This is a genomic window from Bacillota bacterium, assembly GCA_013177945.1.
Classification (GTDB): domain Bacteria; phylum Bacillota; class DSM-12270; order Thermacetogeniales; family Thermacetogeniaceae; genus Ch130.
Genome location: JABLXW010000003.1, coordinates 1 through 24,831, shown reverse-complemented (window position 1 = coordinate 24,831; position 24,831 = coordinate 1). Strand labels below are relative to the sequence as shown.

At 57.2% G+C, this 24,831-nt stretch carries 31 protein-coding genes; 1 reads left to right on the top strand and 30 read right to left on the bottom strand.

The genetic code is table 11. The features are described from left to right. Positions 1-15: 15 nt before the first annotated feature. From amaP to HPY58_02475, 18 genes are all read right to left on the bottom strand, one after another. Positions 16-555 (bottom strand): alkaline shock response membrane anchor protein AmaP, encoded by a 540-nt coding sequence (gene amaP / locus HPY58_02560; protein ID NPV28537.1) that lies wholly within the window; start codon positions 553-555, stop codon positions 16-18. 28 nt (positions 556-583) lie between these two features. Further along, complete coding sequence (locus HPY58_02555; protein ID NPV28536.1) at positions 584-979, bottom strand: Asp23/Gls24 family envelope stress response protein; 396 nt, start codon at positions 977-979, stop codon at positions 584-586. Between the two features lie 76 nt (positions 980-1,055). Next, complete coding sequence (gene accC / locus HPY58_02550; protein ID NPV28535.1) at positions 1,056-2,396, bottom strand: acetyl-CoA carboxylase biotin carboxylase subunit; 1,341 nt, start codon at positions 2,394-2,396, stop codon at positions 1,056-1,058. 77 nt (positions 2,397-2,473) lie between these two features. Further along, on the bottom strand, positions 2,474-4,456 hold the full coding sequence (accB, locus tag HPY58_02545) for an acetyl-CoA carboxylase biotin carboxyl carrier protein (GenBank protein NPV28534.1): 1,983 nt from the start codon (positions 4,454-4,456) through the stop codon (positions 2,474-2,476). 123 nt (positions 4,457-4,579) lie between these two features. Next, complete coding sequence (locus HPY58_02540) at positions 4,580-5,152, bottom strand: SpoIIIAH-like family protein (GenBank protein ID NPV28533.1); 573 nt, start codon at positions 5,150-5,152, stop codon at positions 4,580-4,582. A gap of 4 nt (positions 5,153-5,156) precedes the next feature. Continuing rightward, positions 5,157-5,801: a stage III sporulation protein AG gene (gene spoIIIAG, locus HPY58_02535; protein ID NPV28532.1), complete on the bottom strand. Its 645-nt coding sequence runs from the start codon at positions 5,799-5,801 to the stop codon at positions 5,157-5,159. A gap of 11 nt (positions 5,802-5,812) precedes the next feature. Further along, complete coding sequence (locus tag HPY58_02530; protein ID NPV28531.1) at positions 5,813-6,457, bottom strand: stage III sporulation protein AF; 645 nt, start codon at positions 6,455-6,457, stop codon at positions 5,813-5,815. An 18-nt stretch (positions 6,458-6,475) separates the two neighbouring features. After that, positions 6,476-7,666, bottom strand: coding sequence for a stage III sporulation protein AE (gene spoIIIAE / locus HPY58_02525; protein ID NPV28530.1), 1,191 nt, complete (start codon positions 7,664-7,666; stop codon positions 6,476-6,478). 32 nt (positions 7,667-7,698) lie between these two features. Then, positions 7,699-8,085, bottom strand: coding sequence for a stage III sporulation protein AD (gene spoIIIAD / locus HPY58_02520; protein ID NPV28529.1), 387 nt, complete (start codon positions 8,083-8,085; stop codon positions 7,699-7,701). 13 nt (positions 8,086-8,098) lie between these two features. Beyond that, a complete protein-coding gene (gene spoIIIAC / locus HPY58_02515; GenBank protein ID NPV28528.1) occupies positions 8,099-8,296 on the bottom strand; it encodes a stage III sporulation protein AC in 198 nt (65 codons plus the stop codon). Positions 8,297-8,320: 24 nt separating this feature from the next. Further along, positions 8,321-8,848: a stage III sporulation protein AB gene (spoIIIAB, locus tag HPY58_02510; GenBank protein NPV28527.1), complete on the bottom strand. Its 528-nt coding sequence runs from the start codon at positions 8,846-8,848 to the stop codon at positions 8,321-8,323. Next, positions 8,832-9,839, bottom strand: coding sequence for a stage III sporulation protein AA (spoIIIAA, locus tag HPY58_02505; protein ID NPV28526.1), 1,008 nt, complete (start codon positions 9,837-9,839; stop codon positions 8,832-8,834). The genes spoIIIAB and spoIIIAA overlap by 17 nt, the downstream gene beginning before the upstream one ends. A gap of 151 nt (positions 9,840-9,990) precedes the next feature. Then, complete coding sequence (locus tag HPY58_02500; GenBank protein ID NPV28525.1) at positions 9,991-10,506, bottom strand: AraC family transcriptional regulator; 516 nt, start codon at positions 10,504-10,506, stop codon at positions 9,991-9,993. 67 nt (positions 10,507-10,573) lie between these two features. Next, complete coding sequence (gene efp / locus HPY58_02495; protein ID NPV28524.1) at positions 10,574-11,131, bottom strand: elongation factor P; 558 nt, start codon at positions 11,129-11,131, stop codon at positions 10,574-10,576. A 73-nt stretch (positions 11,132-11,204) separates the two neighbouring features. Further along, positions 11,205-12,287: an aminopeptidase P family protein gene (locus HPY58_02490; protein ID NPV28523.1), complete on the bottom strand. Its 1,083-nt coding sequence runs from the start codon at positions 12,285-12,287 to the stop codon at positions 11,205-11,207. Continuing rightward, positions 12,284-12,739, bottom strand: a complete 456-nt coding sequence (gene aroQ, locus HPY58_02485; GenBank protein ID NPV28522.1) for a type II 3-dehydroquinate dehydratase — start codon at positions 12,737-12,739, stop codon at positions 12,284-12,286. The genes HPY58_02490 and aroQ overlap by 4 nt, the downstream gene beginning before the upstream one ends. A 28-nt stretch (positions 12,740-12,767) precedes the next feature. Further along, positions 12,768-14,090 (bottom strand): TldD/PmbA family protein, encoded by a 1,323-nt coding sequence (locus tag HPY58_02480; GenBank protein NPV28521.1) that lies wholly within the window; start codon positions 14,088-14,090, stop codon positions 12,768-12,770. Positions 14,091-14,119: 29 nt separating this feature from the next. Then, on the bottom strand, positions 14,120-15,520 hold the full coding sequence (locus HPY58_02475; GenBank protein NPV28520.1) for a TldD/PmbA family protein: 1,401 nt from the start codon (positions 15,518-15,520) through the stop codon (positions 14,120-14,122). Between the two features lie 240 nt (positions 15,521-15,760). Here HPY58_02475 and HPY58_02470 point away from each other — a divergent pair, with 240 nt between their 5' ends. After that, entirely contained in the window at positions 15,761-16,516 is a 756-nt protein-coding gene (locus HPY58_02470; protein ID NPV28519.1) for a hypothetical protein, read from the top strand. Here the strand turns inward: HPY58_02470 and pilO are convergent. The 12 genes from pilO to HPY58_02410 form a co-directional block, all read right to left on the bottom strand. Beyond that, complete coding sequence (pilO, locus tag HPY58_02465; GenBank protein NPV28518.1) at positions 16,509-17,333, bottom strand: type 4a pilus biogenesis protein PilO; 825 nt, start codon at positions 17,331-17,333, stop codon at positions 16,509-16,511. The genes HPY58_02470 and pilO overlap by 8 nt on opposite strands. After that, complete coding sequence (locus HPY58_02460) at positions 17,330-17,956, bottom strand: hypothetical protein (protein ID NPV28517.1); 627 nt, start codon at positions 17,954-17,956, stop codon at positions 17,330-17,332. Before HPY58_02460 ends, pilO begins: the two co-directional genes overlap by 4 nt. Then, positions 17,953-18,960, bottom strand: coding sequence for a type IV pilus assembly protein PilM (gene pilM / locus HPY58_02455; protein ID NPV28516.1), 1,008 nt, complete (start codon positions 18,958-18,960; stop codon positions 17,953-17,955). Before pilM ends, HPY58_02460 begins: the two co-directional genes overlap by 4 nt. Beyond that, positions 18,957-20,099: a hypothetical protein gene (locus HPY58_02450; GenBank protein ID NPV28515.1), complete on the bottom strand. Its 1,143-nt coding sequence runs from the start codon at positions 20,097-20,099 to the stop codon at positions 18,957-18,959. Before HPY58_02450 ends, pilM begins: the two co-directional genes overlap by 4 nt. A 66-nt stretch (positions 20,100-20,165) precedes the next feature. Beyond that, positions 20,166-20,663, bottom strand: a complete 498-nt coding sequence (locus HPY58_02445; GenBank protein NPV28514.1) for a prepilin-type N-terminal cleavage/methylation domain-containing protein — start codon at positions 20,661-20,663, stop codon at positions 20,166-20,168. After that, positions 20,660-21,016: a hypothetical protein gene (locus HPY58_02440; protein NPV28513.1), complete on the bottom strand. Its 357-nt coding sequence runs from the start codon at positions 21,014-21,016 to the stop codon at positions 20,660-20,662. The genes HPY58_02445 and HPY58_02440 overlap by 4 nt, the downstream gene beginning before the upstream one ends. Positions 21,017-21,038: 22 nt before the next feature. Beyond that, positions 21,039-21,545, bottom strand: a complete 507-nt coding sequence (locus HPY58_02435) for a prepilin-type N-terminal cleavage/methylation domain-containing protein (protein ID NPV28512.1) — start codon at positions 21,543-21,545, stop codon at positions 21,039-21,041. 12 nt (positions 21,546-21,557) lie between these two features. Next, positions 21,558-22,301, bottom strand: coding sequence for a prepilin peptidase (locus HPY58_02430; GenBank protein NPV28511.1), 744 nt, complete (start codon positions 22,299-22,301; stop codon positions 21,558-21,560). A gap of 210 nt (positions 22,302-22,511) precedes the next feature. Continuing rightward, positions 22,512-22,913: a prepilin-type N-terminal cleavage/methylation domain-containing protein gene (locus HPY58_02425; protein NPV28510.1), complete on the bottom strand. Its 402-nt coding sequence runs from the start codon at positions 22,911-22,913 to the stop codon at positions 22,512-22,514. 95 nt (positions 22,914-23,008) lie between these two features. Beyond that, positions 23,009-23,593: a prepilin-type N-terminal cleavage/methylation domain-containing protein gene (locus HPY58_02420; GenBank protein ID NPV28509.1), complete on the bottom strand. Its 585-nt coding sequence runs from the start codon at positions 23,591-23,593 to the stop codon at positions 23,009-23,011. Between the two features lie 48 nt (positions 23,594-23,641). After that, positions 23,642-24,244: a hypothetical protein gene (locus tag HPY58_02415; GenBank protein ID NPV28508.1), complete on the bottom strand. Its 603-nt coding sequence runs from the start codon at positions 24,242-24,244 to the stop codon at positions 23,642-23,644. A gap of 73 nt (positions 24,245-24,317) precedes the next feature. Next, a complete protein-coding gene (locus tag HPY58_02410; GenBank protein NPV28507.1) occupies positions 24,318-24,803 on the bottom strand; it encodes a hypothetical protein in 486 nt (161 codons plus the stop codon). Between the last annotated feature and the right edge of the window lie 28 nt (positions 24,804-24,831).

Sequence of the window (24,831 nt, the reverse complement as noted above, 5' to 3'; positions counted from 1 at the left end):
TTCCGTCTCACGAGCCTACTCCACACGTGCCCGCTGCTCCAGGGAAACGCTTCCGATCCGTACCCGGACCTGGAGCACCCGGATCCCCGCTTTCTCCTCCAGGTAGTCCTGAATCACCTGCTGAACCGTTTGGGAAACAGCCGGAAGGTTTGCCTCCGGGTTGACGTTTAAATTAAGAAAAACCGCAAGACCATCCCGGCTGTAGCGCAGAACCGGCTTGACTTCACGCACATCCCGGATCTGGCGGGCAGCCCTGCGGATCAAATTCTCGAGGGCCGGGGCCGCAATTTCTATTCTTCCGAGCCCCGTTTCCTGGACGGTGATCTCATGTTCCCTCTGCCCCCTGAGCACGACAAGGAGAAGCTGGAATGCCATGAGAAGAAGAAAGAAACTGACAATCCCTACTCCCCAGCGGTTTGCCGGTACAGTAAAAAAGCCAGGCAAAAAGTAAAACGGCTCCGTCCACCCCAGCGCGAGAGAAATCGCAAAACCTGCCAGAATGATCATGATCAGCGAATAAACCACAAGGAGGAAACGGTAAGGTAGGCGCATCAAGTGCTCGAAAACTCCTTTCGCAGGCTTCCTATTTCACGCGCTGCTCTTCCTGGGCTTCCTGAAAGTGTACTCCCTGGACGTGGACGTTGACCTCAACCACGGTGAGCCCCGTCATGCTCTCAATGGCCTGCTTCACATTTTCCTGAACCCTCACGGCAACATCGGGGATGCGCACCCCAAATTCCACAATCACAAAAAGGTCTACCGCCGCCTCCCGCTCCCCCACCTCAACCTTGACTCCGCGCGCGAGGTTGCGCCTGCCGAGCATTTCTGCAATCCCGCCGGCGATCCCGCCGCTCATTCCCGCAATTCCCTCGATCTCAGTTGCCGCCAAACCGGCAATCACCGCGACAACCTCGTTGGCGATCCGGATTGCCCCTAAAGAGGTGGTGCGGCTTGTTTCCTCAACTTTACCATCAACCATTCCTGACTACCCCCTTTTGAAAATTCCCCAAAACCATTATACCAGGCAGGGGCGCAATTGCAAGGAAAACCTCGCCTCAGGTCAGGCGGCGCTGGATGAAGTTCGTATATGTTTCACCGCGCTGGAAAAAGGCGTTATCCATAATCCGTTGCAAAAAGGGGATCGTTGTGGCAACACCTTCAATTTCAAACTCCCTTAAAGCCCGCCGCATCCGTCTGATCGCCTCGCTGCGGTCTTTTCCCCAGGTGATCAATTTCGCAATGAGAGAATCGTAATAAGGCGGGATCCGGCAGCCCGGGTAAACCCCGCTGTCAACCCGCACTCCAAACCCTCCCGGAGGAAGGTAGGCAGTAATAACCCCGGGGCAGGGGCGGAAATCCAGCTCAGGATCTTCGGCATTGATCCGGCACTCGAGCGCCGCCCCCGAAAACTTAATGTCCTCCTGCCGGTAGCCCAGGGGCTCACCTGCGGCGATCCGGATCATCTCGGCAACGATATCTATCCCGGTGACCCACTCTGTGACGGGATGCTCCACCTGAAGCCTTGTGTTCATCTCGATAAAATAGTAGTTGCCCTGTTTATCCAGCAGAAACTCGACAGTTCCCGCCCCGACGTAGTTTACGGCCCTGGCAGCCCTCACTGCGGCAGCCCCCATTTCCTCCCGGAGCGCCGGAGTCAGTGCCGGACAGGGAGTCTCTTCCACCAGCTTCTGGTGCCGTCTCTGAATGGAGCAGTCCCTTTCCCCCAGATGGACTACATTTCCGTACTGATCTGCTAAAACCTGGATTTCCACATGCCGCGGCTCCACAATGTACTTTTCCAGATAAATCCCGCCGTCTCCGAAGGCTGCTTCTGCCTCGGTCCGCGCCGTGCTGACCGATTTTTCCAGCTCCGCGCGGTTCTGGGCAATCCGCATCCCCCGGCCGCCCCCGCCGGCAGATGCCTTGATGATGACGGGATATCCGATGGCCTCGGCGATCTCGGCAATTTCATCATCTTTTGTAAGCAAGCCAGGAGAACCGGGCACAACCGGCACACCGGCCTTTGCCATAAGCTCCCGGGCGCGTGCCTTTGCCCCCATTTCTTCAATTGCCGAGGCAGGGGGGCCGATAAACTTGATCCCGCACGTCTCGCAGATTTCCGCAAAGTACGGGTTTTCGGCAAGGAAGCCGTAGCCGGGGTGAATCGCCTCGGCCCCTTTAACTTCGGCGGCACTGATGATATTGGGGATATTCAAGTAGCTCCGGTTCGGAGGGGGTGCTCCGATGCAAACCGCTTCATCGGCCATTTTTACATGAAGGGAGTCCCGGTCCGCTTCTGAGTATACGGCAACTGTTTTTATTCCCATTTCGCGGCAGGTCCGGATGATCCGAACGGCAATTTCCCCCCGGTTTGCCACGAGGATCTTTTTAAACACAGAAAAACCTCCCCAGAATAAAGTAAGACCGCATGTCCTGCAAATACATGCGGCGCCTGGAAAAACAAAGCCTTTCCCTATTCTTCGGGGGCAATGAGGAAGAGAACCTGGCCGAATTCCACAGGCTGGGCATTTTCAACGAGGATTTCCACGATTTCCCCCGCGCACTCCGCCTCGATCTCGTTCATGAGCTTCATTGCTTCAATAATGCACAGAGTATCCCCCTTGCGGACTTTGGATCCGACCTCGACAAAAGGCGGGGCATCTGGAGCAGGTGCCCGGTAAAAAGTACCGACCATGGGAGCCGCAACCTCGACCAGGTTTGCCGGCCGCCCCTTATCAGGCTCCGGAGCCGGGAGCAGACCTACCGCGCCCTTTTCCTCCTGAGCGGTGTTAGCAGCAGCCGGCCGGTCTGATCCGAACGCGCCGAAGACTGGAGCTTCCTTAAAAAACCCTTTACGGATGTTTACCTTCATGGAAGCCGTTTCCACATGGAGTTCGTTGATATCCGTTTCGTGAATCAGCCTGATAAACTCCTTCACATCTTCAATATTCATTACTCCATCCTCCCTGGCAGCCCTCGGGGTTTCGGTTTTAGCAGGCGGAGCTACACCCTTTCCTTTTTCTGGTGCTCCCTCCGCCCGGGGCGCCTCCTTCTTTTCCTCTTCGGCAACAGGCTGGATTTCGCCATTTCGCACCTTCCTCCGGTACTCGAAGAATTTCCTGGCAACCTGAGGAAAAAGGGCATAGGTGATGTAGTCTTCCTCCGATTCCGCCAACTCTTTGATCTCTTCCCTTGCTTTTTCAAGCCTGGGCTCTAAAAGATCGGCAGGCCGGCAGGTGATGGGCTCCTCATCCCCGATGATCAAGCGTTTGATATTTTCGTCAATCGGCGCCGGCGGCCTCCCGTAGAAGCCCCGGACGTAGTCCTTCACCTCCTGCGGCACCATTTTATACCGCTCACCCAGGAGAACATTGAGCACCGCCTGGATTCCCACCACCTGACTTGTGGGAGTAACAAGGGGTGGATAACCGAGTTCGGCCCGCACCCGGGGGATTTCTTCCAGCACCTCGTTCATCCGGTGAAGAGCCTTCTGCTCTTCCAGCTGGATGACAAGGTTTGTGATCATCCCCCCCGGCACCTGGTGATCGAAAACTTTCATATCGTTGATCCGGGTCACGCCGCGCTCAAAGCCGCGCCGGCGCCGCAGTTCTTCCCAGTAGTTGGCAATTTCAAAGAGGTGGTGGAGGTCCAGCCCGGTGTCCCAGGGCGTTCCCTGGAGGGCGCGTACAAGGGTCTCTACCGGCGGCTGCGAAGAGCCAAAGGCAAGGGGGCCGGAGCAGGCGTCAAAAACATCAACCCCTGCCTCCACAGCCTTCAGGCAGGCCCCAATTGCCATCCCGCCGATGTAGTGGGTATGGAGCTGGATGGGTACGCCCAGCTTTTCCTTAAACAGGGAAACCAGATCGTATGCTGCATAGGGAGAAATCATTCCTGCCATATCCTTGATGCAGATAGAGTCGGCGCCCATGTCCTGGAGGCGGAGGGCCGTCTCCAGATAGTGCTCGTAGGTGTGAACCGGGCTCAGGGTATAAACAACACAGGCCTGCAGGTGCTTGCCCGTTTTCTTCACGGCCCGCATGGGGACCTCAAGGTTCCGGACGTCGTTCAAGGCGTCGAAAACCCGGAAAATATCAATCCCGCATTCGGCTGCCTTATCTACAAAGGCTTCCACTACATCATCGGGGTAGTTGGCGTACCCCACCACATTCTGACCCCGGAGCAGCATTTGAAGGGGCGTCTGCCTTACGTGCTTTTTGATGATCCTGATCCGCTCCCACGGGTCTTCATTAAGGTAGCGGATACAGACATCGAAGGTGGCTCCCCCCCACATCTCAAGTGAGAAATAGCCCACTTTATCAATTTCTTCTAAAATGGGGACCATATCCTCCGTTCGCATCCGGGTCGCCCAGAGACTTTGATGCGCATCCCGCAGAGTTGTGTCAGTAATCCTCGGCCTCTTCACTACCGGCTCCCCCTCATCCTTTAATAGAACCATAAACATAAAGAAATCCGGTTAAAAAACCGTTTCCCAAGCCAGTTGCGTATTGAAGTTAATTATATCTTGATTTAACCATTTTTTCAACCCGAACAGGGACTGTATACAATATTCGGGGCTTCTTCAGGGTTTCGGAATGATGGTGATATTTTCAGGGTCGATCTCTGTTGTCCTGGCAACAAGGTCTGTAATCTTGTTCACCTCGGAGGGGGAGAGAGATCGTGTTTGCACAATCACGGTAGCGGACCTCGGCTGGATCAGGACGACGGCATCCTTAAACCCCCGCGCCACGATCAGCTTTTCAAGCTCCGTTTCCTTTCCCATGTTTTCAGTAAGCTTCATCAATTCGCGCTGCGCCCGGTCGCGCACTTCCGCACTCGAAGCAGGATTGCTGGCAACCTCCTGGTAAAGCTCGATCTGCTGGCTGCGAATGCGATCCCGGGCAAGGCGGCATTCCACAAAGAACTCCTGCCTGTCGGGTTGAGAGGAGCCGCCCGGCTGCCCTCCGGATACTTCCCGGGGCCGGGCAACCTGGACCTCCACGGGGGAGGTCAACGAAGGCTTTCCCTTTTCCCGTTGGCTCACCGCAAAGTGGCTCTGAGAGCTGGACCTTGCCTGGCAAAAGAGAAATCCGGCCAGAAAAATCAGAAGTACACCAAGCAGCAGCACCTTTTTTTCCACGAATACAGAAACCATCTTCTCACCAGCTTTCTTTGGGCAGTACCGTTACTTTATGGGGGGGAACGGCAAGCACCGTTGCCACCGCCTGAACCAGTTTTTCGCGCAGTTCGGCATTCCTGGCTCCTTCGGCGAGAACCAGGATCCCGGCAATTTCCGGGCGCGTTGCCTTGATCAGCACCGGTTCCTCCCTTCCGCCGCTCACCTCCTGAACAAGCACAAGGCTGCCCTGCTCGTTGGCCTCGGTGGTCGTCCGGGTGCCTCCAGCCTGGTCTTTTTCTGAAATTGTCCTCTTCTCCTGGGAGGTGTTTTTTGCATAAACGTATTCCGGGCCGGCAGCCAAGGTTACGGTGACCTGAACCTTCCCCGCCCCGGCCACAGCGCCCAGAATCTCCTCAAGCCTCGCTTCCAGATCCCTTTCCGCAGATGCCAAACCCCCCTCCGGGGCCGACTCCCTCTGGGAGGAACGGGAGGGCTCCCGCGCGGAAGTTGTCTGCCGGGGCTGAACCCAGGACCCCGCGGAAACCAGGAGGAAGATCCCCGCTCCGAGCAAAAGAAGGAGCCGCCACATCTGGGGAGATCGAAAACCCGGCCAGTCTTTCTTTTCCTTCACCTGCTCCCGCCACTTCTCAAAAACGTCCTTTAAATCAGGCCTCAAAGCTGGCATTCCATCCACCCCTACCCTCGAGATTCTAAATGAACAACCACCTGTTCAGGCCGCAAACCGAACAGGGAGGCTACAGTTTCCTGGACCCGGGAAAGGAGTTTCCTTTCCTCCTCCGAAAGAACCCGGCTGCTCCGAACGCTTTGCGCTTCCTGCCCTGCCCCCTTTCCAATCCGGATTTTTTCCACAGGAGCTGGGAGTTCCCCGCCTTTTCCCTTCTGGCCCACCCTAATTTTAACGTGAATACGCGCGATTGCTTCCGGAGACTGGAGGGAAGAAGGAGGGCCCGGCTCCACCCTGACCTCCGCCTCTTCCACGCCGGGAACAAGGCGGGCCAGGACCGCCACCTGCTCTTCAAGGCGCTTGATGGAGGCAGCCCGGGCCTGCTCCACCGCGGCCTGCCGCAACTCTTCCCCCTGGGCCAGAATGGAGCGGACCTCGCCCCTTCCCTCCTCCGCTTCCCGGGAGAGGTCGAGATTCAGGAGGGGAGCCTGGCGAAAAAGGGCAACCACAGGATTGAGAATTAAAGCCAGGATGAAAAGCCCCAGCACCACCTGGATGTACCTGCGGGAGCCCTTCAGGGGAAGAAGCATTTCCAAAAAAGCAGCAAGCAGGACCAGGTAGACCAGGTTTTTTACAATTAAACGAACCGTCTCCATTCCGATCACCTGCTCAGGCTATCTCAGCATCACCGCCATGTTGCCCAAACCCACAATTATTGTCAGGACGACAAAGAACATCAGTCCCACCCCCGCCACCGCAGCAAAAACGAGAAAGAGATAGCTGCCCAGCATCTGCAGGCACTCCCCCAACTGGTGCGCACCCAGGGGCTGCATCAGCGCCGCCGCCAATCTGTAGATGAAAGCCGCGGAAAGGATCTTGATGACAGGCAAGGCGCAGAGAAAAAGAAGGGTGAGCGCGCCCAGGATCCCAACCGCGTTTTTTAAAAAAAGGGAGCAGCCTGCAACCGCTTCCACGGCGTCGGACAAGATCCCCCCTACCACCGGAACGAAGGCCCCGGTCAAAAATTTTGCCGTCCGCAGGCCGATCCCATCGGTCACCGCTCCCGCCACTCCCTGGATCGCCAGGATTCCGACAAAAATGGTCAGGAAAAGGCTGAGCAGGGCAACGCTCCCGTCCCGGAAAAGCCCGGCCAGCCGGGAGACCTGAAAGCGCTCGGAAAGATGACTCACGATCGCGAGCACGGCTGCACAAAAAATCAGGGGGAAAACGATGTTCCGGGTCAGGGTTCCCAAAAGGTTCAGGGAAATCAAAATCACCGGGTGCATCAGCGCAACCGACGAGAGATTGCCCAGGGCCGCCATCAAAGTCAGCAGCACGGGAAGCAAGGCGTGCATGAAACCAACCATGCTGCCGATCGCCTCCCGGCCGGTGTTGAGGGCCAGCGCAAAAGAGCTGATCGCAACCGTAAGGAGGCTTAAAATTCCCACCCCGTGCGCCAGCCTGGCCACCGTATTTTGCTCAAAAGCACCCTGCAGGTGCTCCAGAACGGCGAGAACCACCCCCAAGACCAGGAGCTTTCCCAAAAGCACGGCGTGGGCCAAAACCGTCCGGAAAAAAAATTCAAGCAGCGCCCTGAAAAAACCGGTAAGATCCAGGTCAAGCTTTCCCCGGCGAATGGAAGCAAGGATTTTGCCCAAACTCACCCCGGAAAGCTGCTGCTGGAGTTCCTGATCCACCTGGTGGAGGAAGGCTCCCAAATCCTCCAAACGGAGCCGGTCAAACTGGTCCGATATAAGCCCGGAAGGCTCCGGGAAAGCCGGAGGAGCGGCAACTGCACAGCCGGGGAAAACAAGAAAAAAAAGAGGCAGGCCCAAGACCCAACAAAAACTTCGCAGAACTCTCAAGCGCTCTTCCTCCCTGGCGAAAGCCAAAATTCTCAAGGAAGCAAGCGGACGATTACCTCCAGGATCGCCACAAAGATGGGAAGGGCCAGGATTAAAATCAGGATTTTTCCGGCCAGTTCGATTTTATTTGCAATCGTCCCCTCCCCGGCATCCCGGCAGATCTGGGCGCCGAACTCCGTGACATAGGCGATTCCCAAAATCTTCAAAAGGGTGGTGAGATACAGTTCATCAATGTGCGCACGCCTGGTGAGATCCCGGAAAACAGCAATAATTTCTCCCATCTTTCCTAAAACCACGATAAAGATCGAGATCCCGAATCCCAGCACGAGAAGCAGCGCGGTTTCGGGGCGCTCCTCCCGCAGAAGAACCGCCAGCACGGCCACCACAAGACCGAGGCCGATCACCTGCAGGATTTCCAAGGCAATCCCCCCTTTAAAAAAGGCGGAAAACGGAGCGCACCATGCTGTAGAGCTGGTTGATCAGTTGAACCACCATGATCAAAACCACAACCACCCCTGCAAGTGTCAGCATCTGGGCCTGTTCTTCCTTATCCGCCTGCTTGAGAATGATATGAAGAACCGAGATCAGGATGCCGATCCCCGCGATCTTGAAAATCAGGTCGACATTCATGCCGCAACCCCTCTCACTGTTCTTTTATAAAAACAACAAGACAATGCCGATTCCAGCCAGAAACCCGCCGTACCGCCAGAGGCGCACATTTTTATCCCGATCCCGCTCCGCCCTTTCCTCTTCCCGGCGCAGGTGCAGGGAGGTGAGGGCAATGTTTTTATGCTGCTCCTCCCGGTCGGAAACACCCAGCCCTTCTCCAAAGGACCGGAGGATTGCAAAGTCCTCCTTATTGAGAGCAGTTTTTTCCCATTCCTGCAGCAGCGCCTGCCTCCAGGCTTCCGCGGCCGTACAACCCCGGGGCGTCCCGAGCAGCTCCCCTGCAGCGAAAAAAATCGCGCCGACAGGAGGCTCCGCTGCCTGTCCGATCTTTTTCAAGGCTGCAGGAAGAGGGGTTGCCGCGTACATAATCTCCGTATCCAGCATCTGCAGGGCCGCCTGGAGCGCCCGCAGTTGCTGGGGGCGGAGCCAGAAGAAGGAGGCAACGTGCATCCCTGCCAGCCCCGCAGCCGAGACTACAAGAAAGGCACCGGCAAGCTTAAGAAACACCGGCACTCCATTCCCTTCGCCCGCCCAGAAGGGGGGTCCGCAGTTCATCCCACACCCCTTCAATCGTCCCCGGCCCCTTCCGCCTGCTTAAAAAAACATAACGCTGGAAGACCCGCCGGGAGATCAAATCCTGAAGGCAGGGGCGCTGCTCCAGTTCTTCCCAGCAGGAGGCGTGGGCGGTTGTCAGAATACTGACACCTGTATTTACCATCTCCCAGAGGGCTGCCACGTCTTCAAGGCGGCCGATTTCGTCGGTGGCAATCACCTGGGGAGACATCGAGCGCAGCAGCATCATCATCCCAGCCGCCTTGGGGCAGTGGTCGAGCACATCCACGCGGGGGCCGAGGTCGTGCTGGGGAACCCCCGCGAAGCATGACGCGAGTTCGCTCCGTTCATCCACCACGCCTACATTCAGCCCCGGAAATTTCAAATGGGGAACCCCGCAGCTTAACTGCCGGATCAGATCCCGCAAAATGGTCGTTTTGCCGGCGCGGGGGGGAGAGATGATTAAAGTATGGTAGACCCGGCCATCCCTGAGGTTCAAGACGTAGGGTAAAAGGGGATCGGCAGCGCCGGGGACGGCGCGGGCAATCCGGAAGTTCAAACTGCTGAGATCGCACAGGGTTTTGATCACCCCTCCCTCCAGCACCGCCTTCCCCGTGAAGCCCACCCGGTGCCCCCCGGGCAGGGTGAGGTACCCCCTGCGGAATTCCTCTTCAAAGGCATAAACCGAACTCTGGCTGATCAACTGGACCGTTTTCCAGAGATCCTCCCCGGAAACGCAGTAGGCCTCTGAGGCTGCAGCAACAGGATTCCCCCTCGCATCCAAAAAGAACTCCCCCCGGTCAAAACGCACCGCAAGGGGGCGGTTTTTCCGGATCCTGATTTCCTCGAGGCCCTGAACCTTCGACGGGGGCAACTGCACCAGGATCGCCCTTAAGGAGGGAGCAAGATACGGCAGAATCTCCTGGAGAACCGGTGATGCAAGGCAGGACACCCCAACTCCTCCTTTCCCCGTCTTTCCATATCCGTCTTTCCATATATAGATATTTATTTTTTACCAGGTTTATGAAAAAATAAAAAAGCCCTCTTAATGAGGAACTTTTTTATTTCAGGTTTATTTTCAGATCAGGTTGAGGAGTTGAAGCCTAAAGATCCTCCTCCTCTTTCTCTGGCAAAGGGGCCGCGCCTGTCCGCCCCCTCCTTCTCTCATAACCTTGAGGAAGAGGCATGGAACCGTCGTTCACAAAAACAACCTCGTTGCAGTTGGGGCATGTAATCTCCACAACATCCTCATCATCCACGAGATCTGCTTCGAAACAAATGATGTCGCGGCACCTGGGGCACTCCATCTCCACGTAGTCCAGCTCTTCTTCGGAGCTTAAAGAACTGCCGTCTTCTTCCTCTTCCTCTTCTTCATCTTCATCTCCCAGGGCTTCTTCTTCCTCTTCGTCTTCGAATTCATCCTCGAGATCCTCATCGAGGCTTTCCAGGTAGTCCTCAAGGTCCTCCTGGGCGACGCGAAGCTCTTCAACCTCATCCACGAGATCGGCAAGGATATCGATAATCTGCTTGATGATCTTCGCCTCATCTTTTCCTTCTTCCAGCTTCAGACCTTCTGCCAGGCCCTGGAGATAGGCAACCCTTTCCCGTAAATCATCCACTTTTTGTCAAACCTCCCCGGTTCTTTTTTAAATTATTATTTCCCTCCGCCAACTCGATGTTTCACGATCAGACACGCTCTAAATACTCCCCTGTCCTGGTATCAACCCTGACGATGTCGCCCACTTCTACAAAAAGGGGCACCTGGATCACGAGACCTGTCTCCAGGGTGGCAGGCTTTGTCCCTCCTGTTGCCGTATCCCCCCGGATCCCCGGGTCGGTAGCAACAACCTCAAGGTCCACAAAGTAGGGGAGTTCGATCCCGATTAAATTTCCGGCGTGAATCAGCAGATAAATGTTCATGTTCTCCTTCAAGTACTTTACATTATCTCCTAACTGATCTTCGTTAAGGCTAACCTGATCGTAAGTCTCGTTGTCCATAAAGACAAAAGAGTCGCCCTCCCGGTACAGGTACTGCATTTCTTTTCTTTCCAGGTGGGCGCGGGGAACCTTTTCTCCCGCCCGGAAGGTCCGTTCAATCACGGCTCCCGTCCGGAGGTTTTTCAGCTTGGAACGCACAAAAGCCGAACCTTTTCCGGGCTTCACATGCTGAAAATCTACCACGCTGTAAACTTCCCCATCAACCTCAATAGTCAGTCCGGTCCGAAAGTCGTTCGTCGAAATCATCCTTCTCCCTGGCTCTCATCCTACCCGCTCAGGCACGGGCTACTCCGCTTGACCAGGTTTCCACTCCTTTCTTTTAAATAATAAGCAGGTCTTTCGTGACAGGTGTCAGGATTTCGCAGCCGTTCTGCGTCACCAGCACAGTGTCTTCGATCCGAACACCCCCCCAACCCGGCAAATAGACACCTGGCTCCACAGTAATCACCATTCCCGGTTCCAGCACCCTTTCCTGCCGGGGGGCAAGTCTGGGGTCCTCGTGGACCGAAAGGCCCACCCCGTGGCCCAGGGAGTGGGGGAAAAATTCCCCATAGCCCAGCGCTTCGAGAAACCCCCTTGCTGCCGCGTCCACCTCCCCCGCCTGAACCCCAGGGCGAACGTGAGCCAGCGCCCGCGCCTGGGCTTCCCGGACAGCTTCATAAACCTCCCGCTGCCGGGCGTCGGCCCGGCCCAGGCAAACCGTCCGGGTGAGATCTGCCGCATAACCCTGAAAGCGCGCTCCAAGATCCAGCACAACCATCTGGCCGCGCCGGATCTGCTGTCCCGAGGCAACCCCGTGCGGGAACGCCCCCCGCTCCCCCGCTGCCACAATCGTCTCAAAAGCAGGAAGGTCCCCGCCGTGGCGCCGCATAAAGAACTCCATCGCCCCTGCAACTTCCCGTTCAGACTGACCGTACTCGAGGACGCCCAGCAGGTACCAGAAGGCCGCCCCTGTGATCACTGCGGCTTCCTGAATGCAACCGATTTCTGCAGCGTCCTTAATCAAGCGCAGCTCCTCTACAAAGCCGGCCACCGGGCGCAGGGTGATCTGGGAAAGGTGCTCCCGGAGCTTCTCAAACTGCTGGTACGTGAGGTGGTCTTTCTCAAAGCCGACCTCCCGCAGCCGCAGTTCCGCACAAACCTCTGCAAGGGCCTCGTAGTAAGAATTCTTAAAGGTAGCCAGCTTCCAGGCGGGGGCCTCCCGGCGCGCCTGCGCCTCGTACCTCCCATCGGTCAGCAGCACCGCCGCCCCGGGGGCAACGAGAAGCACCCCTGCGCTTCCGGTGAACCCGCTCAAGTACCTTCTATTCTCCGGCTTTGTTACGAGAAGCGCCTCCAAATCCTGAACCGCAAGGAGGCGGCGCAGCCTTTCCAGTCTCTCCTGATGACAACCCCCGGTCATTTCTCTCCTACCCTATCGGTCAAGAGCAGATGGCAGGCGGCCTGAAAGGCAAGGGTATAGCTGAAGGGGCCAAACCCGCCGATCACGCCCCGGGCAACCGGCGCAATCACCGAGCGGTGCCGCCAGGGCTCCCGGGCGTAGATGTTGCTTAAATGGACTTCGATCACCGGCAGCCGGACCGCCCGCAGGGCGTCCTGGAGGGCGAAGCTGTAGTGGGTAAGGGCACCCGGGTTGATAATAATCAGGTCCGCGGAGTTTTTGGAGGCATGAATGCGGTCGATTAAATCTCCTTCGTGGTTCGACTGAAAAAACTCCACCTCCACCCCGGCGGCTTCCGCCTGCCGGGCCAGGTCCCGGTTGATGTCTGCAAGGGAAGCACTGCCGTAAATTTCTTCTTCCCGCTCGCCAAGCAGGTTAAGGTTGGGACCATGCAGCACCAGAATCCGCGCCACTTTGCTCACCCCTCAAAGGAGCCGCCTGCTACTTTCCACTCACGGTTAAACCGGTCACCCGGATTGTGGGCGCCCCTTTCCCGACAAAAAAGCGCAGGTCGTTGCCGACGGCATCAACCGCTTCCAGCAACTCCAAGATATTTCCAGCTATTACCATTCCCCTTACCGGTTTACTTAGTTCTCCATGCTCAATCCAAATTCCTGCCGCGCCCACAGAAAAATCACCGGAAATCGGGTTTGCGGTGTGCATCCCCATCACCTCGGTGAGGTAGAGGCCCCAGGTTGTGCTCTCAATGATCTGCTCCGGCGCGAAACCCCCCGGCGCCAAATAAAAATTGGTGCTCCCCACCTCGGGGGTTGATTTAAAGGAGCCCCGCGCCGCGTTACCCGTCGAAGCCACCTGATCCCTGGCAGCCGTGTATGTATTGTAAAGAAAACCGCGCAGCTGCCCCCCCTCAATGAGAACGGTCCGCTGCCCTGGAACCCCCTCCCCGTCAAAGGGGGAACTCAGCAAACCGCCGGGAAGGGTTGCATCATCCACAATTGTAACACCGGGAGCCGCCACGCTCTTGCCCACTTTTCCCGCGAAGAGAGAACGCCCCTTTTGCACCGCTTCCGCACTCAGGGCGGAGGCAAGCATCCCGAGGAAACTGGCAACCACGTGGGGATCCATCACAACAGGCACCCGACCGGTCTCCAAACGGCGCGCCCCCAGCAGCCGGACCGCCCTGGCCGCCGCCTCCCGGCCGACCGCTCCGGCATCCAGCTCCTTAAATTTGCGGGTAAACTGGATCCCAAACCCCGTCTCCTGTTCCCCGTCCGCCTCAGCCACCAGCACCGCGTACCCCCCGCAGAAGGACCCCCGGCAGGAGGCCAGGAGGCCCCGGGAGTTGGCAATGGCCACAAGATAACGGGCATCCTCATAGCTGGCGCGCTCGGTAAGCCTGATGCGGGGGTCAAAGGCGCGCCCCGCCCTCTCGATCTCCCGCGCCTTTTCGATTTTCTCAGCAAGAGAAACTTCTTTCAGGAGGGGGTCCTCCAGTTCGAGATCGGGGTATGCCGGAGGCGGTTCCGGGAATGAATGATAGGGATCTTCGCTCGCGGTCCCGGCATTGGCAAGGGCGCCGGCAACTGCTTCCTTCACCGCAGGCCAGCTCAAGTCCGAGGTATAGGCAAAACCCAGGCGGCCCTTCCGGATCACCCGGACTCCGATCCCCTCCTCCCGGGCAAGCTTTAAGGTTTCCACTTCCCCCTCCCTGACCTCCACAAGCAGTTCCTCGCTCCGGGCAAAATAGGCCTCGGCCAGTTCCGCCCCGCCTCTTCTGGCTTTTTCTACCACAGCCGCGGCCAGCTCCCGCTCATCTTGCTTTGCCGTCCCCTTCAATCACGGTCACCCTCTTTTTCCAGGATTCCTCCTACAATCAGTTCTGGAATCCTGATCGTCGGCTGGGCATCCGAAACGGGAACTCCCTGCCCGTCCTTTCCGCAGGTTCCAATGGCAAACCCCAGGTCGCGCCCCACCAGATCGATTTGCCTCAGCACCTCGGGGCCGTTTCCCGTCAGGGTTGCCCCCCGAACGGGAACGCTCACCTCGCCGTCCTTGATCAAATAACCCTCGGCGACCTCAAAGACGAAGTCGCCATTGGTCGTATTGACCTGTCCGCCCCCCATCTTGCGGACCAGCAGCCCCGTTTTGGTCTCCCTGATGATCTCCTCGGGGGAGGCGTCGCCGGGAGCAAGGTAGGTGTTGGACATCCGGGGAATCGGTTTGTGCTGAAAAGACTCCCGCCGCCCGTTTCCGGTGGGGGATTCCCCATCCCTGGCGGCCGTGAGATGATCGTACATAAACGTCTGCAGAATCCCTTTTTCGATTAAAACCGTACGCCCTGCCGGGTTTCCCTCGTCGTCGAAGCGAAACGAGCCGTATTTCCCCGCGAGGGTCCCGTCGTCCACCACCGTGACCAGTTCCGAGGCGACCTGCTCCCCCTTTTTTCCGGCGTAAACGGAAAGCTGCTTCTGGACGAGGTCGGCCTCCAGCCCGTGTCCGCAGGCCTCGTGGATCATGGTACCCCCGGCCTCGCCGGCCAGCACCACCGCCATCCGGCCCGCGGGGGCGCGCCGGGCATTGAGCATCAAGAGAGCGCGCCGCGCCGCCCTTCTCCCGAGTTCCCAGGGCGCCTCCGTTTCGTAAAGCTCCAGGCCCTGGGCTCCCCCGGCCGCCTCAAAACCGGTCTGGATCACCTCCCCCTCGGCGGCCACCACATTTACGGCAAGCCGGGTCCGGATCCGTTCGTCCTCCACATAAGTCCCTTCGGTATTCGCGATCGTAACCCGCTGGATGACATCACCGTAGTTTACGGTAACCTGGCGCACCAGCTTCTCATTGACACTCCGCGCCGCCTCATCAGCAGCCCGGACAAGGGCGGCCTTCCTTTCGATTTCCACCTGATCCGGGCGCTGCCTGATCGGAAGGGCAACGGGAGACTCCCGGGTTTCCAGCACCACCCGCGCCTCCGGTTTCTCCCGCGCCGCCCGCCCCACCTGGCGGGCAAGCGCAATTAAATTTTCTTTATCCAGGGCGTTGGTGTAGCCGTAAGCGGTGTGCTCCTCGCGCAGGACCCTGATTCCGGCCCCCTGCTCGGCTCCTGTAATCACCCTTTCGATTTTTCTCGCTTCACAGCCGATTTTTGTAATTTCCCTCTTTTCGAGAAAAACTTCCGCAAAATCCCCGCCTTTCCGGGCAACCTGCAAAATCTCCTCGAGATCTGCCTTCTCCAGCATTTTGCTCCTCCGTCTCGCTTAGTATTATTTTCTTTATATTACTGTTATTACTATCCATCATACTCCTGCTGCTTCCTATTGTCTACTTTTTCTGCGCCCCCTATACCAGGAAAAAGAGCCAGGCAAAAAACATGAAATTTCCCGGCTCCGGCCGGTAAAGCCCCCGGCAGCAGGAGTTAACTTCTCTGCGTAATAAATAAAAGTATGGTACCAGGACTGCTCGAAAAAGCGGGTGAAAAAATGGCCAAGAAACACAACCCGCAGGATGCCCTTTTTTACCGGCAGGGAGAGAGAAAAGAAATCGTGGTGGCCGCCCCCCACCACGGCTGCACTCCCGGGTCTGATTATTTCACCAGAGAAATCGCCACCCTCCTTGCCTCCTCCCTCAGAGCAAACCTTCTCGTAGCCGAGGGACTGCGACCCCTTGTGGATCTCAACAAGGACCCCTCTCTGGCGCCGTCTCCGGAACTTCGCGATCTCTGCCTCACGTACCAGGGCCATGCTCTTGCCAATCCCGTCGAACTCTTTCTGGAGATTCACGGGCATGTCCGCGGCCGCTACGACCTCGAGCTTTCGTGCGGATTTGAGTTCGAGCCGTACCACCCGCTGGACAAAGAGTTTGGAGAGAAACTCGCCTCTCTCCGTGCTTTGCTCCCTCAAACCCTGAGCCGTTACTGGAAAGAAGATTTTCCTCTGCCTCAACCATCGGTCGGACTTTTTCCCTTTGACAAAAAAGTCGTGATGCGGGCAACTAAAACATACCTTTTCAGGAAGATCAGGGAACTGCAGCTTAAAGGAAGGAGGATCTTCGGCCTGCACATTGAAATTTACCGGGACTATAAAACAGGGGACCCCAACTCCCCCATCTTTGCCTGCCAGGAGGCGCTGGTTGCAGCGCTCGCCGCAAGCATCACCCGGGCCTTCCAGCTAAAAGAGCTCCGCGTTCAAAGCAGCCGCGCCGAAGCAGCCTCTCAAGCCTTAGGACAGACTACTTGAGCGGCAGCAAACTCGAGCCCCTTTCCTGCTCCGGCGAAACGCCGGCACCAGGCGAAACCTGCTCCGCCTGGTTCTCGGGAGCTGGCGGCTGAGCCTGGTGCTGGTAGTCCGGGGTTACAACAGTGTTAGGGGGAACGACACCAGGCGCGGGAGTTCCGCCCCGGACGGAGAGAAAGGGATTGCCGCGGCCCAGAAGCCAATCCCCCAGTTCTTCGAACTTGAACTCCTCTTCAGGTTTTGGTGAGGCAAAAACAACTACCGTAAAACGTGCCGTAACAAACCCGTTGGTCAGGGAAGGGAACTTCTCTCCGCTCTGCCCTTCCCCAAAAGCTTGGGGCTCGATCACTAGCTTTCTAATCTCGGAGATGTTCGGAAAGGCCTCGACACTCCTCAAAAAACTCAAGACATCAAGATACCACCCTCCGATCTCGAACTCGAGGGGCAGTTCCACGTAATAGGTTTTGCCGGTTGGTTTTCCCAAACGGAAGCTCTTGATGGAAACGCGGTTCTTGACAGCCTCGAGGCCCAGCTTCGCGAAAGCCCGACCATCACGCACCTCCGCTTCAAAGTAAGGTTTTAAAAGATCTAACTTTTGCTTCGCTGCAGCCAGGGCGGCTTCTTCATGTTTCAAGTTTCCGATTAAAGCCCGCTCCCTCCGCACCTGGTTCTGCAAGAAAATGACCCTTTCCCGGTCCTCCCTGTAAGTTCTCATCTGAGGCCCCAAAAGGGTATAATAAAAAAGCAAAGAGCCTGTAAAAACTAAAAGGCCCGCCACCGCCGCTTTTTCGCGCCTTGTCAGGTTTGCCCACCTGATCAACGGGAAACCCCCTTCTTTCCCACGATTTTGAAAGTAAAACTCCCGTCCCTGGCAAGGGCGCACTCCTCTAGCTTCAAGTCCTCGAAGTAAGGCAGGTGGTACAGGTTATTGAGAAAAACGCCAACCGAGGGAGGGGTAAGGGATGCACCCTCAATAACCACCGCATCAGCCTTGGGTGGAGCAACAGGCGGTGCCGAACTCCCCGCCGCGCCTCCTCCGGAGCCAGCAGGTGCATCCAAGCCCTTCTCCTCCTTACCCGCGGCGGAGATGGAAACCCTGGTCAGCCAGGTGTCAACCGGGAGGGCGGAGTTCAGGTCGTTCAGGAAACCGGACCAGGTCTGGCGCTGCTGGATAACCTGGCGCCACGCTTCAAGGTTTTTCTCGACACCCTCCCGCTCCCTTCTGATCATCTTCACCTGCTCTACCCCGGGCCGGAGGGTAGCTAATTCTCTTTCAAGTTTCTTTAGCTCTGCCCGGGTGCCGAAATAAAACCCCAAAAACAAGGCATAACTCCCCAGCAGCACCACACCAACTCCGGCAAGCAGGACGTGCTGCCACGAAACACCCTCCATCAAGGGCGGGCGTACCAGATCTGCTGGAAGGAGATTAATCTGGTAGTTCATCTCACCAACTCCCAAAGCGCAAGGCCGATGGCCACAGCGAAAGACGGGTTGTAAGTCTGGCGCAGCCTGCTGTTGAACCGGACGGGAGGCTCGCCAATCTCCACAGGTACTCCCAACAATTCGGCAAGGTGGCCGGGGATCCCTTCGATGTTAGCCGCGCCCCCGCTTAAAAGCACCCTCTCGATCGTGCTCTGGCGCTCCTGGGTCAAATACCAATCAAGAGAGCGCCGCACCTGACGGGCGTAGTCCTCGAAAGCCATCCTGAAGATCGCGCTGTTGATCTCGCTCAGTTCAGGCCCGCTCCCGCTTCCATCCAAAGTCTTTATTCCTTCAAACCCGGAACCTCCCTGGGGAAGAACCCTCGTGTAGGCCATCTCTCCATCCCGGACGATGACGAGCTGGGAAAATTTCGCCCCGATGTCAAGGATCACCCAAGACCCGGCGCCCTTCTGGCGTGAAGCACCTACAAACAGGCGCCACAGCGCCAGACTCTGGAGGTCAACGGCTACCAGATTGAGCCCGGCCCGCAAAAAAAGTTCGTAGTAATTCCTGACCAAACGCTCTGGAGCCGCCGCCAGGAGAACGTGCAGTTCCGGCCCCCGCTCTCCTTTCACTTCTCCCAAAACCACGCTTCTGACCACCAGTTCCTCGAGGGGCACCGGGATGTAACGCTCGGCCTCCCACCTGAGCGCTGACTCGAGCTCCTTCCGGGGCATGGGGGGCACGCGGATGTCCCGCGAGATTACCTTCTCTCCGGTGATGGCCGCGATCACCTTCCCGGCAGGCGCCCCCGCCTCCGCAACAATCTTCTCCAAAGCAGCTACAACTTCCCCCGCGAGCAGGCCTTCGCTCCAGGCAGCAGGCGGAGTAGGCGCGAGGGCGAGCGCAGTAACCTCGGGCGCGCCGGAGGCGGCACGCGCTGCAGCCACCTTGATGTACTCCGTACCGATGTCAACCCCTGTAAACTCGGCTTTTCTAAAAAATCTTCCCGGCTTCCACATCACAGGACAGGATATTGCTCCTTCCAGGACTCGACCTTGAGGCTCATTGAGGTTCCTTGGGCAACTTCTGAGGGGATGTTCTGGACGACCAGGTCGGGGTTACAGGCAATCGTCACCCTGCCTCCGCCCTGCCCGGGGAAGTCTAATCCCTGGGCGAGCACCCCCCCGTACAGAGAAGCATTTCCCTGCGCAGAAAACCTTCCTTTGGCAACCACCACCGCGTCTACCTCGTGGTTCTTGATGTCAACGTCCCCGAGGGAGATGAGGACGAGCATGTCGCTTGCAGTGTTGTCCGCCTTCAGGTCGCCGGTAACCTCTATTTTGCCCCTCGCCACTATCACAGCCTGCCCGCTGTATCTTCCCGAGATCTCGACATTCCCCTCAACAAAATAGATGCCGCTGTAAGAGGTGGTTTCATTCTTGCCACCGAACGTTTTGTCGCCCTGGTAGTACTGGTAGCTTTCGAGGGCCCTGGATTTGTAGTGCTCCACATCCAGGGAAGGGAACGAGGGAAAACCCGGGTGATTCGGATAAGTATTTCCCTTAATGTTGTCGTGTTGCTCGGTGATGCTTCCGGAGGCGTAGGCATCGCCACGGATCTCGGTCGACCCCGAGAGGGTAAGGCTGCCGTTCAAGACAAACAAAACCTTTTTGTCTCCTTTGTATCCGGGGTCCGGAATAAGCGAAAAATTGCCGCTGATGGTAAGATCCTGCGCCACCGGCGGGAGAATGCTGATGCCCCTCACGAGGTCGGAGACCCCGGAGACAAGAACGCTCGCCACGATGGTCCTGCGTGCCGTGTGAAAGGTGCCGACGGAAGTAATAACAATTTTCGTGCCAGGCCCGACAGCCTCTTCTTTTTTCACTCTTACCTCCTGGATTTCGCCTCCGGCATAGGAAACGTGAGCGAAAACAGTTTGCTCCAAGTTAAAGGGCAGCCCAGCGTACCACCCGGGTTCTTCCCTGATCTTCACGAGCAGCCTCTCCACGCCGGCATCGGCGGCGTAGTACGCCTGGACGAGGTCGCGCTGGTAAGCGGCGTTTCTCCGGTGGCCCCCCGCGAGAGTCACCACTGCCGTCGCCAGCAAGAGCAGAATAAACAGCACCACCATTACCAGGACCAAGGCCTGGGCGCGCTCCAAGCTCTTTTTCTGTCCGCCCAAATTTCTTCTTGCACCCCCGGCAAACAGTTCACTCCCGGACGTGTTTTAAACAGAGCGCAGGCGCACACCTGTGCTCATGGTGACGGTGCCGCTTCTGTCCTTCTCGCCCGTGAGCCGGATGTGCACAAAGGTTATCTTTTTCGGGTCTGCAGTTTCTGCCGGTTCGTACGTGATTTCGAGAGCGGTCACGTAGCTGGCCACCGGGTTCGCAGTGCCGCCGACACCGCGCAGGAGCTGGCAGGACTTGGCAGTGTCGGAGTACCTAACATAGTAGGAGATATACTTCTCATCGGAGCTGAAAAACATCACCGAATCAGGCTTCGCCTCCACGAGGTAGAGGGCGCCCCGCAGCTCCCTGCTCATCCGGTCAAGTCCAAGGCGCAGGTTCTCCTGAACCTCCACCCTGTCCCGCGTCCTCAGCCAGCTCACCACTCCCCGCTGGTAGAGGAGCAGGGCTGCCCCAAAGACCACGGCCAAAACGAGGGAGGCAATCAGGACCTCAACCAGAACAAAACCATTTTTTCTTCCTGAAACTCCCCTCATTCCCTCCACCGGCCCCTATCCATAGTCAAAGAAACGGTCCTGGGCCCGGACGCGGTCTCGTAGTAAACGGTGACCGTCACGGTCTTGAGATTCGGCCCCGTTGAAGCGACATCAACACGGTAAGAGTAGGTGCTGTCTTCCTGAAACTGGAGCGGCAGCGCCCCCGGGTCGGGCCGGGTACTTACATCTTCAAAGCGTGCGTTTTTGAGCTCCTCGAGCTTATTTTGAGCCAGGTTAACGGCCGTGATCAGGTGGCGGGAGTCGGCGGTCCAGCGCGTTCCGTGGACAAAGAGGCCAAACAGGGGTACGAGAGCAACCGCCACGACGGCCGCAGCAATGAGCACCTCGACCAAAGTGAAGGCTCGCTCTCCCGGATCAGATGTCCTCCACATTCTTCGGAGCCTGGTCACTCACACGCACCCTCCCTGTGACCGCAGCCACGATCACGTACTTGAAAGAGCCCGAAACCCCGTCTCTCAAAGTAACTGTGCCGCCTGCAGTGGGCGTGCCTTTCGCCGAGAACCTGAGCTCGTGATCGGTAAAGTTCGTGTTCTCGAGTACAACTCCGGACGGGAGACTGACCGCTTTCACCACCCGCGGCCCCAGATTTGCAGACTTCTTCACATAATAGGCGTTGCCTGGAGACGGGTAAAACTTGATGGAGTAAAGGGAGCTTTCCTCGTTCAGGGCAAGCTGGCTGGTTTCTCTGATGTCTCCCGCGAGCTGGTCGGCGGCAGTCTGGAGGCGGCAGCGCCCGAGGCACCTCCTGAGATCCGGGACCGCCACAGAGAACAGGATCCCAACCACGAGAACAGCAAGGGAAACTTCCAGGAGCGTAAAGCCGGACAAGGCCCCGCGCTTTTTCAAAGGCAGACCGAACATCACTTTACCCCATCACCAGAAGCGGCCCAGGTACCAGGAAATGACCTCTTTTCCCCACAGCAGAGCAAGGAAAGAGCCCAGAGCAATAAAAGGCCCGAAGGGAAGAGGGTCTTTCCGCCCTTTAATCCTGAAAAGCAAAAGAAAAAAAGCCACCAGCCCACCCACGCAGGCGCCCAGAAAGATCCCTAAGGAGCCTAACGGCCACCCCAGAAAAAGCCCCGTCACTGCAGCAAGCTTGACGTCCCCGCCTCCCATGCCGCCCTTGCTAATTACGACAACGAGAAGCAAAAATCCTGCTCCCGCAGCGCATCCCGCCAGAGCCGACCAGATTCCTACGTCACCGGCAGCAAACCCCAGGACAGCGGCGCCCGCCAGCCCGGCCAGCACAAGGCGGTCCGGGATCAGGTAGTGCTCCAGGTCGATGAAGGTGGCCGCGATCAAGACGGCACCGAGAAAAAGATACTTGGCCAGCGCCGGCGTCGGCCCGAAACGGTAAAAGAGCGCGGCAAAGACCGCGCCGGTCAACAGCTCCACCAGGAGATACCGCGGGGAAATCGGCGTCCTGCAATAGCGGCACCTCCCCCGCAGGGCAAGGTAGCTCAGCACTGGGACGAGATCGTACCAGGCCAGCGCCTGCCCGCAGGCGGGGCAGCGCGACCTGCCCGCAACCACCGATTCCCCCCGCGGCATGCGGTAAATGACCACGTTTAGGAAACTGCCGATAAAAAGACCCAGTAAGAAAAGGACCCAAAACATACTTTCTTTATCCTTTACTTCTGTAAAACTTATTCGGTAACCGTGTGTCCATCCATAAATAGCCTTCGCCACAGCACGCGCCTTACTGGTCCTTAGAAATCAAAATGTAGGTGATACCGCTGTTAAAATTGACAACATCTTCCCCCAAATCTTCCTGCAACTTTCTGGCGGCACCCGTAAGCGGAGATGATCCTGCACCCGGCAGGGAACCTAGCGGAATCCCCGCGAGTCCGGCTTTAGAAATTCAAAAATGCCGTTTACATAAGTGTAATAGCCTCCCCACGGGTTCTTGCCCGGCCAGCGCTCCAGGTAGGAGCCGTTCCACGTATCCTGGGCACCGTTCTTCCAGTTGCCTTTATCCACGAGGCCGGGGTCCTGACCTTGCTGCTGCGAAGAAGGCGGCCAGGTCCCCGTATCCGTATACGCGCTTAACACCGCTGCTTTGATCGCCCTGTAGTCGGCCTCGGCCGCCGCCACTTTGCTTTTCTCAATAGCCTTAAAGGCGTTAGAAAGAATTACGGCGGCCAGGATGCCGATGATGGCGATAACCACCAGAAGCCCTACCAGGGTGAAGCCGCGGCTATCACGGCAAAGGCTAGGAAATCTAAACATATTGTCATCAGCTTTTAAAGAGCACTTCTCACACGCCAAATGAAATCAGTTGGCCAAAACTCTCTACATAAATTTGCAAAAACACCCTGTCTTGACTACTGCTGCACATCCGCCACCAGTACAATGACCAGTTCTCCCTTAGCCGCTGCATACCCTTCCCCGTCTCCCTGCACAAACCCTGTAGCCAGATTCCCATCATCAAGGGTACGGTCGATTTCTTCCATTGACCGACGCGGAATCTTACCCTGGTTATCATTGGAATCCCGTGTATGGTCATCGTCGAAAACAATAATCGCGTCCTTGGCAGGTCCCCCGGTTACGTTTATGCTCGTGTCCCAACGCAGCCGACCGTTCCAGGGGCTGAATTTCCATTTCTCCAGGTACGGCCCGTTCCACCCGGGCATGCCGTCATCTTTCAAGAAGCCATTGATGTCACTGTAATTGTCAGTCATCGCGGGCCAGTGCCCTGTATCCGCATAGTACTGTAGTGCAGCCGACTTTATCGCCTTAGCAGTCTCATAGGCCTGGGCGATTTTGGCTTTTTCGGTGGACTGAAATGTATTTGGCAGCACAATTGCGGCCAGCACTCCGATGATGGCGATAACCACCAGAAGCTCCACCAGCGTGAAGCCTTTTTCACCTTTACACACTCGTTTAAGCAACCCAAATCCCTCCCGCATGTGGCAAAGCGGGCTGCACACCCGGCCCGGTAGCCAAGCGCGCCGGCGCTACAACCCCTCCATCCAGATGATCACCGAGATATAGTACGTGCCGTTTTCCTCCCCCACATAGGAGTAACCGACACTCTCCCGGATGCGCCGATCCACGGCGTCACGGATACCCCGGTCGGGAAAGCCGCCAATGGTGACCACGGCGCATTTGGTGTTGTTAACTGCAGTCGAATTACCCGCGGCGTCATAGACAGTACCGCTTATTACGCTCTTCCAGTAACGGTAGCGACCGCCCCAGGGTGTGGCGCCGGGCGGCTTCTCCAGGTACGGCCCGTTCCAGCCACTGCTGCCGTCGGTCTCCATGAAGTACCGGAAGCCGTAGTCGTCGCCGGAGCCGGGGTCGTAAGAATCCTGCCCTGCCTTCGGCCAGTCACCGGTATCGGCGTAATAGGCGTAACCGGCCGCCTTTATGGCGCGCACGTCGGCAACGACCCGGGATATCTTCGCCTTTTCTACCGCTTTGAAAGCGCTGGGAGTGATGATGGCCGCCATCACCTCGATGATGGCGATGACCACTAAAAGCTCCACTAGGGTGAAGGCGGAGCGACGGCTGTTCTTACATGCGCTTGGAAAAAGTTGTTTAAAAGTAAGACAGAACATGAACAAGTACTACCCCTTTGTCATAATTGCAGGGGACGGCTCTTTTCATAAGGGCCGCCAGCAAAGAGCGTAATCAATTGCTGTACGCTACGCAGTAATAAGCTGTATGTTGGGGCCAGTTGGTGCTTGGACGATAACGAAACATACCAGTGGCAAGGTTTCCATCATCCAGAGCTGCGTCTATGTTTTTCATAATGGCGGAAATCTGGTCATCGGTAAAACCAGAGCCGCCAAAGTTCAGCTCAATGCAGGGGTCGGCTGTGTTGTCGCCATTGAAATCCAGGGGCGTGGAGCCGTAATTATAAACCCCCTGCCATTGGTATGTGCCACCATGGTTGCCCGCCCAGTACTGGGCCTGGGGCCATTTTTCCAGATAGGGGCCGTTCCAGCCGGAGGGATTCCATGTCGTACCGTTACTCATATTAACCGATTGCTGAAAAAAGAAAATCCCCCGTTTCCCCGGTGCAGTGGGCCCAGCGCCCGTCACATCATCATCATTGGGCGGGAATGTTCCCGTATCGGCGTAATAAGCTAATGCGGCTGCCTTGATGGCCTTCAAGTCGGCCACCGTGCGGCTGATCTTGGCC

Coding starts and splice junctions, on each gene's coding strand:
- HPY58_02490 (NPV28523.1), bottom strand. CDS start 12,287: ATGACCGGGGGTTGTCATCAGGAGAGACTGGAAAGGCTGCGCCGCCTC.
- HPY58_02460 (NPV28517.1), bottom strand. CDS start 17,956: ATGAACTACCAGATTAATCTCCTTCCAGCAGATCTGGTACGCCCGCCC.
- HPY58_02475 (NPV28520.1), bottom strand. CDS start 15,520: ATGCTGGAGAAGGCAGATCTCGAGGAGATTTTGCAGGTTGCCCGGAAA.
- HPY58_02555 (NPV28536.1), bottom strand. CDS start 979: ATGGTTGATGGTAAAGTTGAGGAAACAAGCCGCACCACCTCTTTAGGG.
- HPY58_02420 (NPV28509.1), bottom strand. CDS start 23,593: ATGCGGGAGGGATTTGGGTTGCTTAAACGAGTGTGTAAAGGTGAAAAA.
- accB (NPV28534.1), bottom strand. CDS start 4,456: ATGGTTCTATTAAAGGATGAGGGGGAGCCGGTAGTGAAGAGGCCGAGG.
- HPY58_02530 (NPV28531.1), bottom strand. CDS start 6,457: ATGGAGACGGTTCGTTTAATTGTAAAAAACCTGGTCTACCTGGTCCTG.
- HPY58_02415 (NPV28508.1), bottom strand. CDS start 24,244: ATGTTCTGTCTTACTTTTAAACAACTTTTTCCAAGCGCATGTAAGAAC.
- HPY58_02540 (NPV28533.1), bottom strand. CDS start 5,152: ATGGTTTCTGTATTCGTGGAAAAAAAGGTGCTGCTGCTTGGTGTACTT.
- HPY58_02470 (NPV28519.1), top strand. CDS start 15,761: ATGGCCAAGAAACACAACCCGCAGGATGCCCTTTTTTACCGGCAGGGA.
- HPY58_02445 (NPV28514.1), bottom strand. CDS start 20,663: ATGAGGGGAGTTTCAGGAAGAAAAAATGGTTTTGTTCTGGTTGAGGTC.
- HPY58_02430 (NPV28511.1), bottom strand. CDS start 22,301: ATGTTTTGGGTCCTTTTCTTACTGGGTCTTTTTATCGGCAGTTTCCTA.
- efp (NPV28524.1), bottom strand. CDS start 11,131: ATGATTTCGACGAACGACTTTCGGACCGGACTGACTATTGAGGTTGAT.
- HPY58_02435 (NPV28512.1), bottom strand. CDS start 21,545: ATGTTCGGTCTGCCTTTGAAAAAGCGCGGGGCCTTGTCCGGCTTTACG.
- HPY58_02425 (NPV28510.1), bottom strand. CDS start 22,913: ATGTTTAGATTTCCTAGCCTTTGCCGTGATAGCCGCGGCTTCACCCTG.
- spoIIIAG (NPV28532.1), bottom strand. CDS start 5,801: ATGCCAGCTTTGAGGCCTGATTTAAAGGACGTTTTTGAGAAGTGGCGG.
- spoIIIAC (NPV28528.1), bottom strand. CDS start 8,296: ATGAATGTCGACCTGATTTTCAAGATCGCGGGGATCGGCATCCTGATC.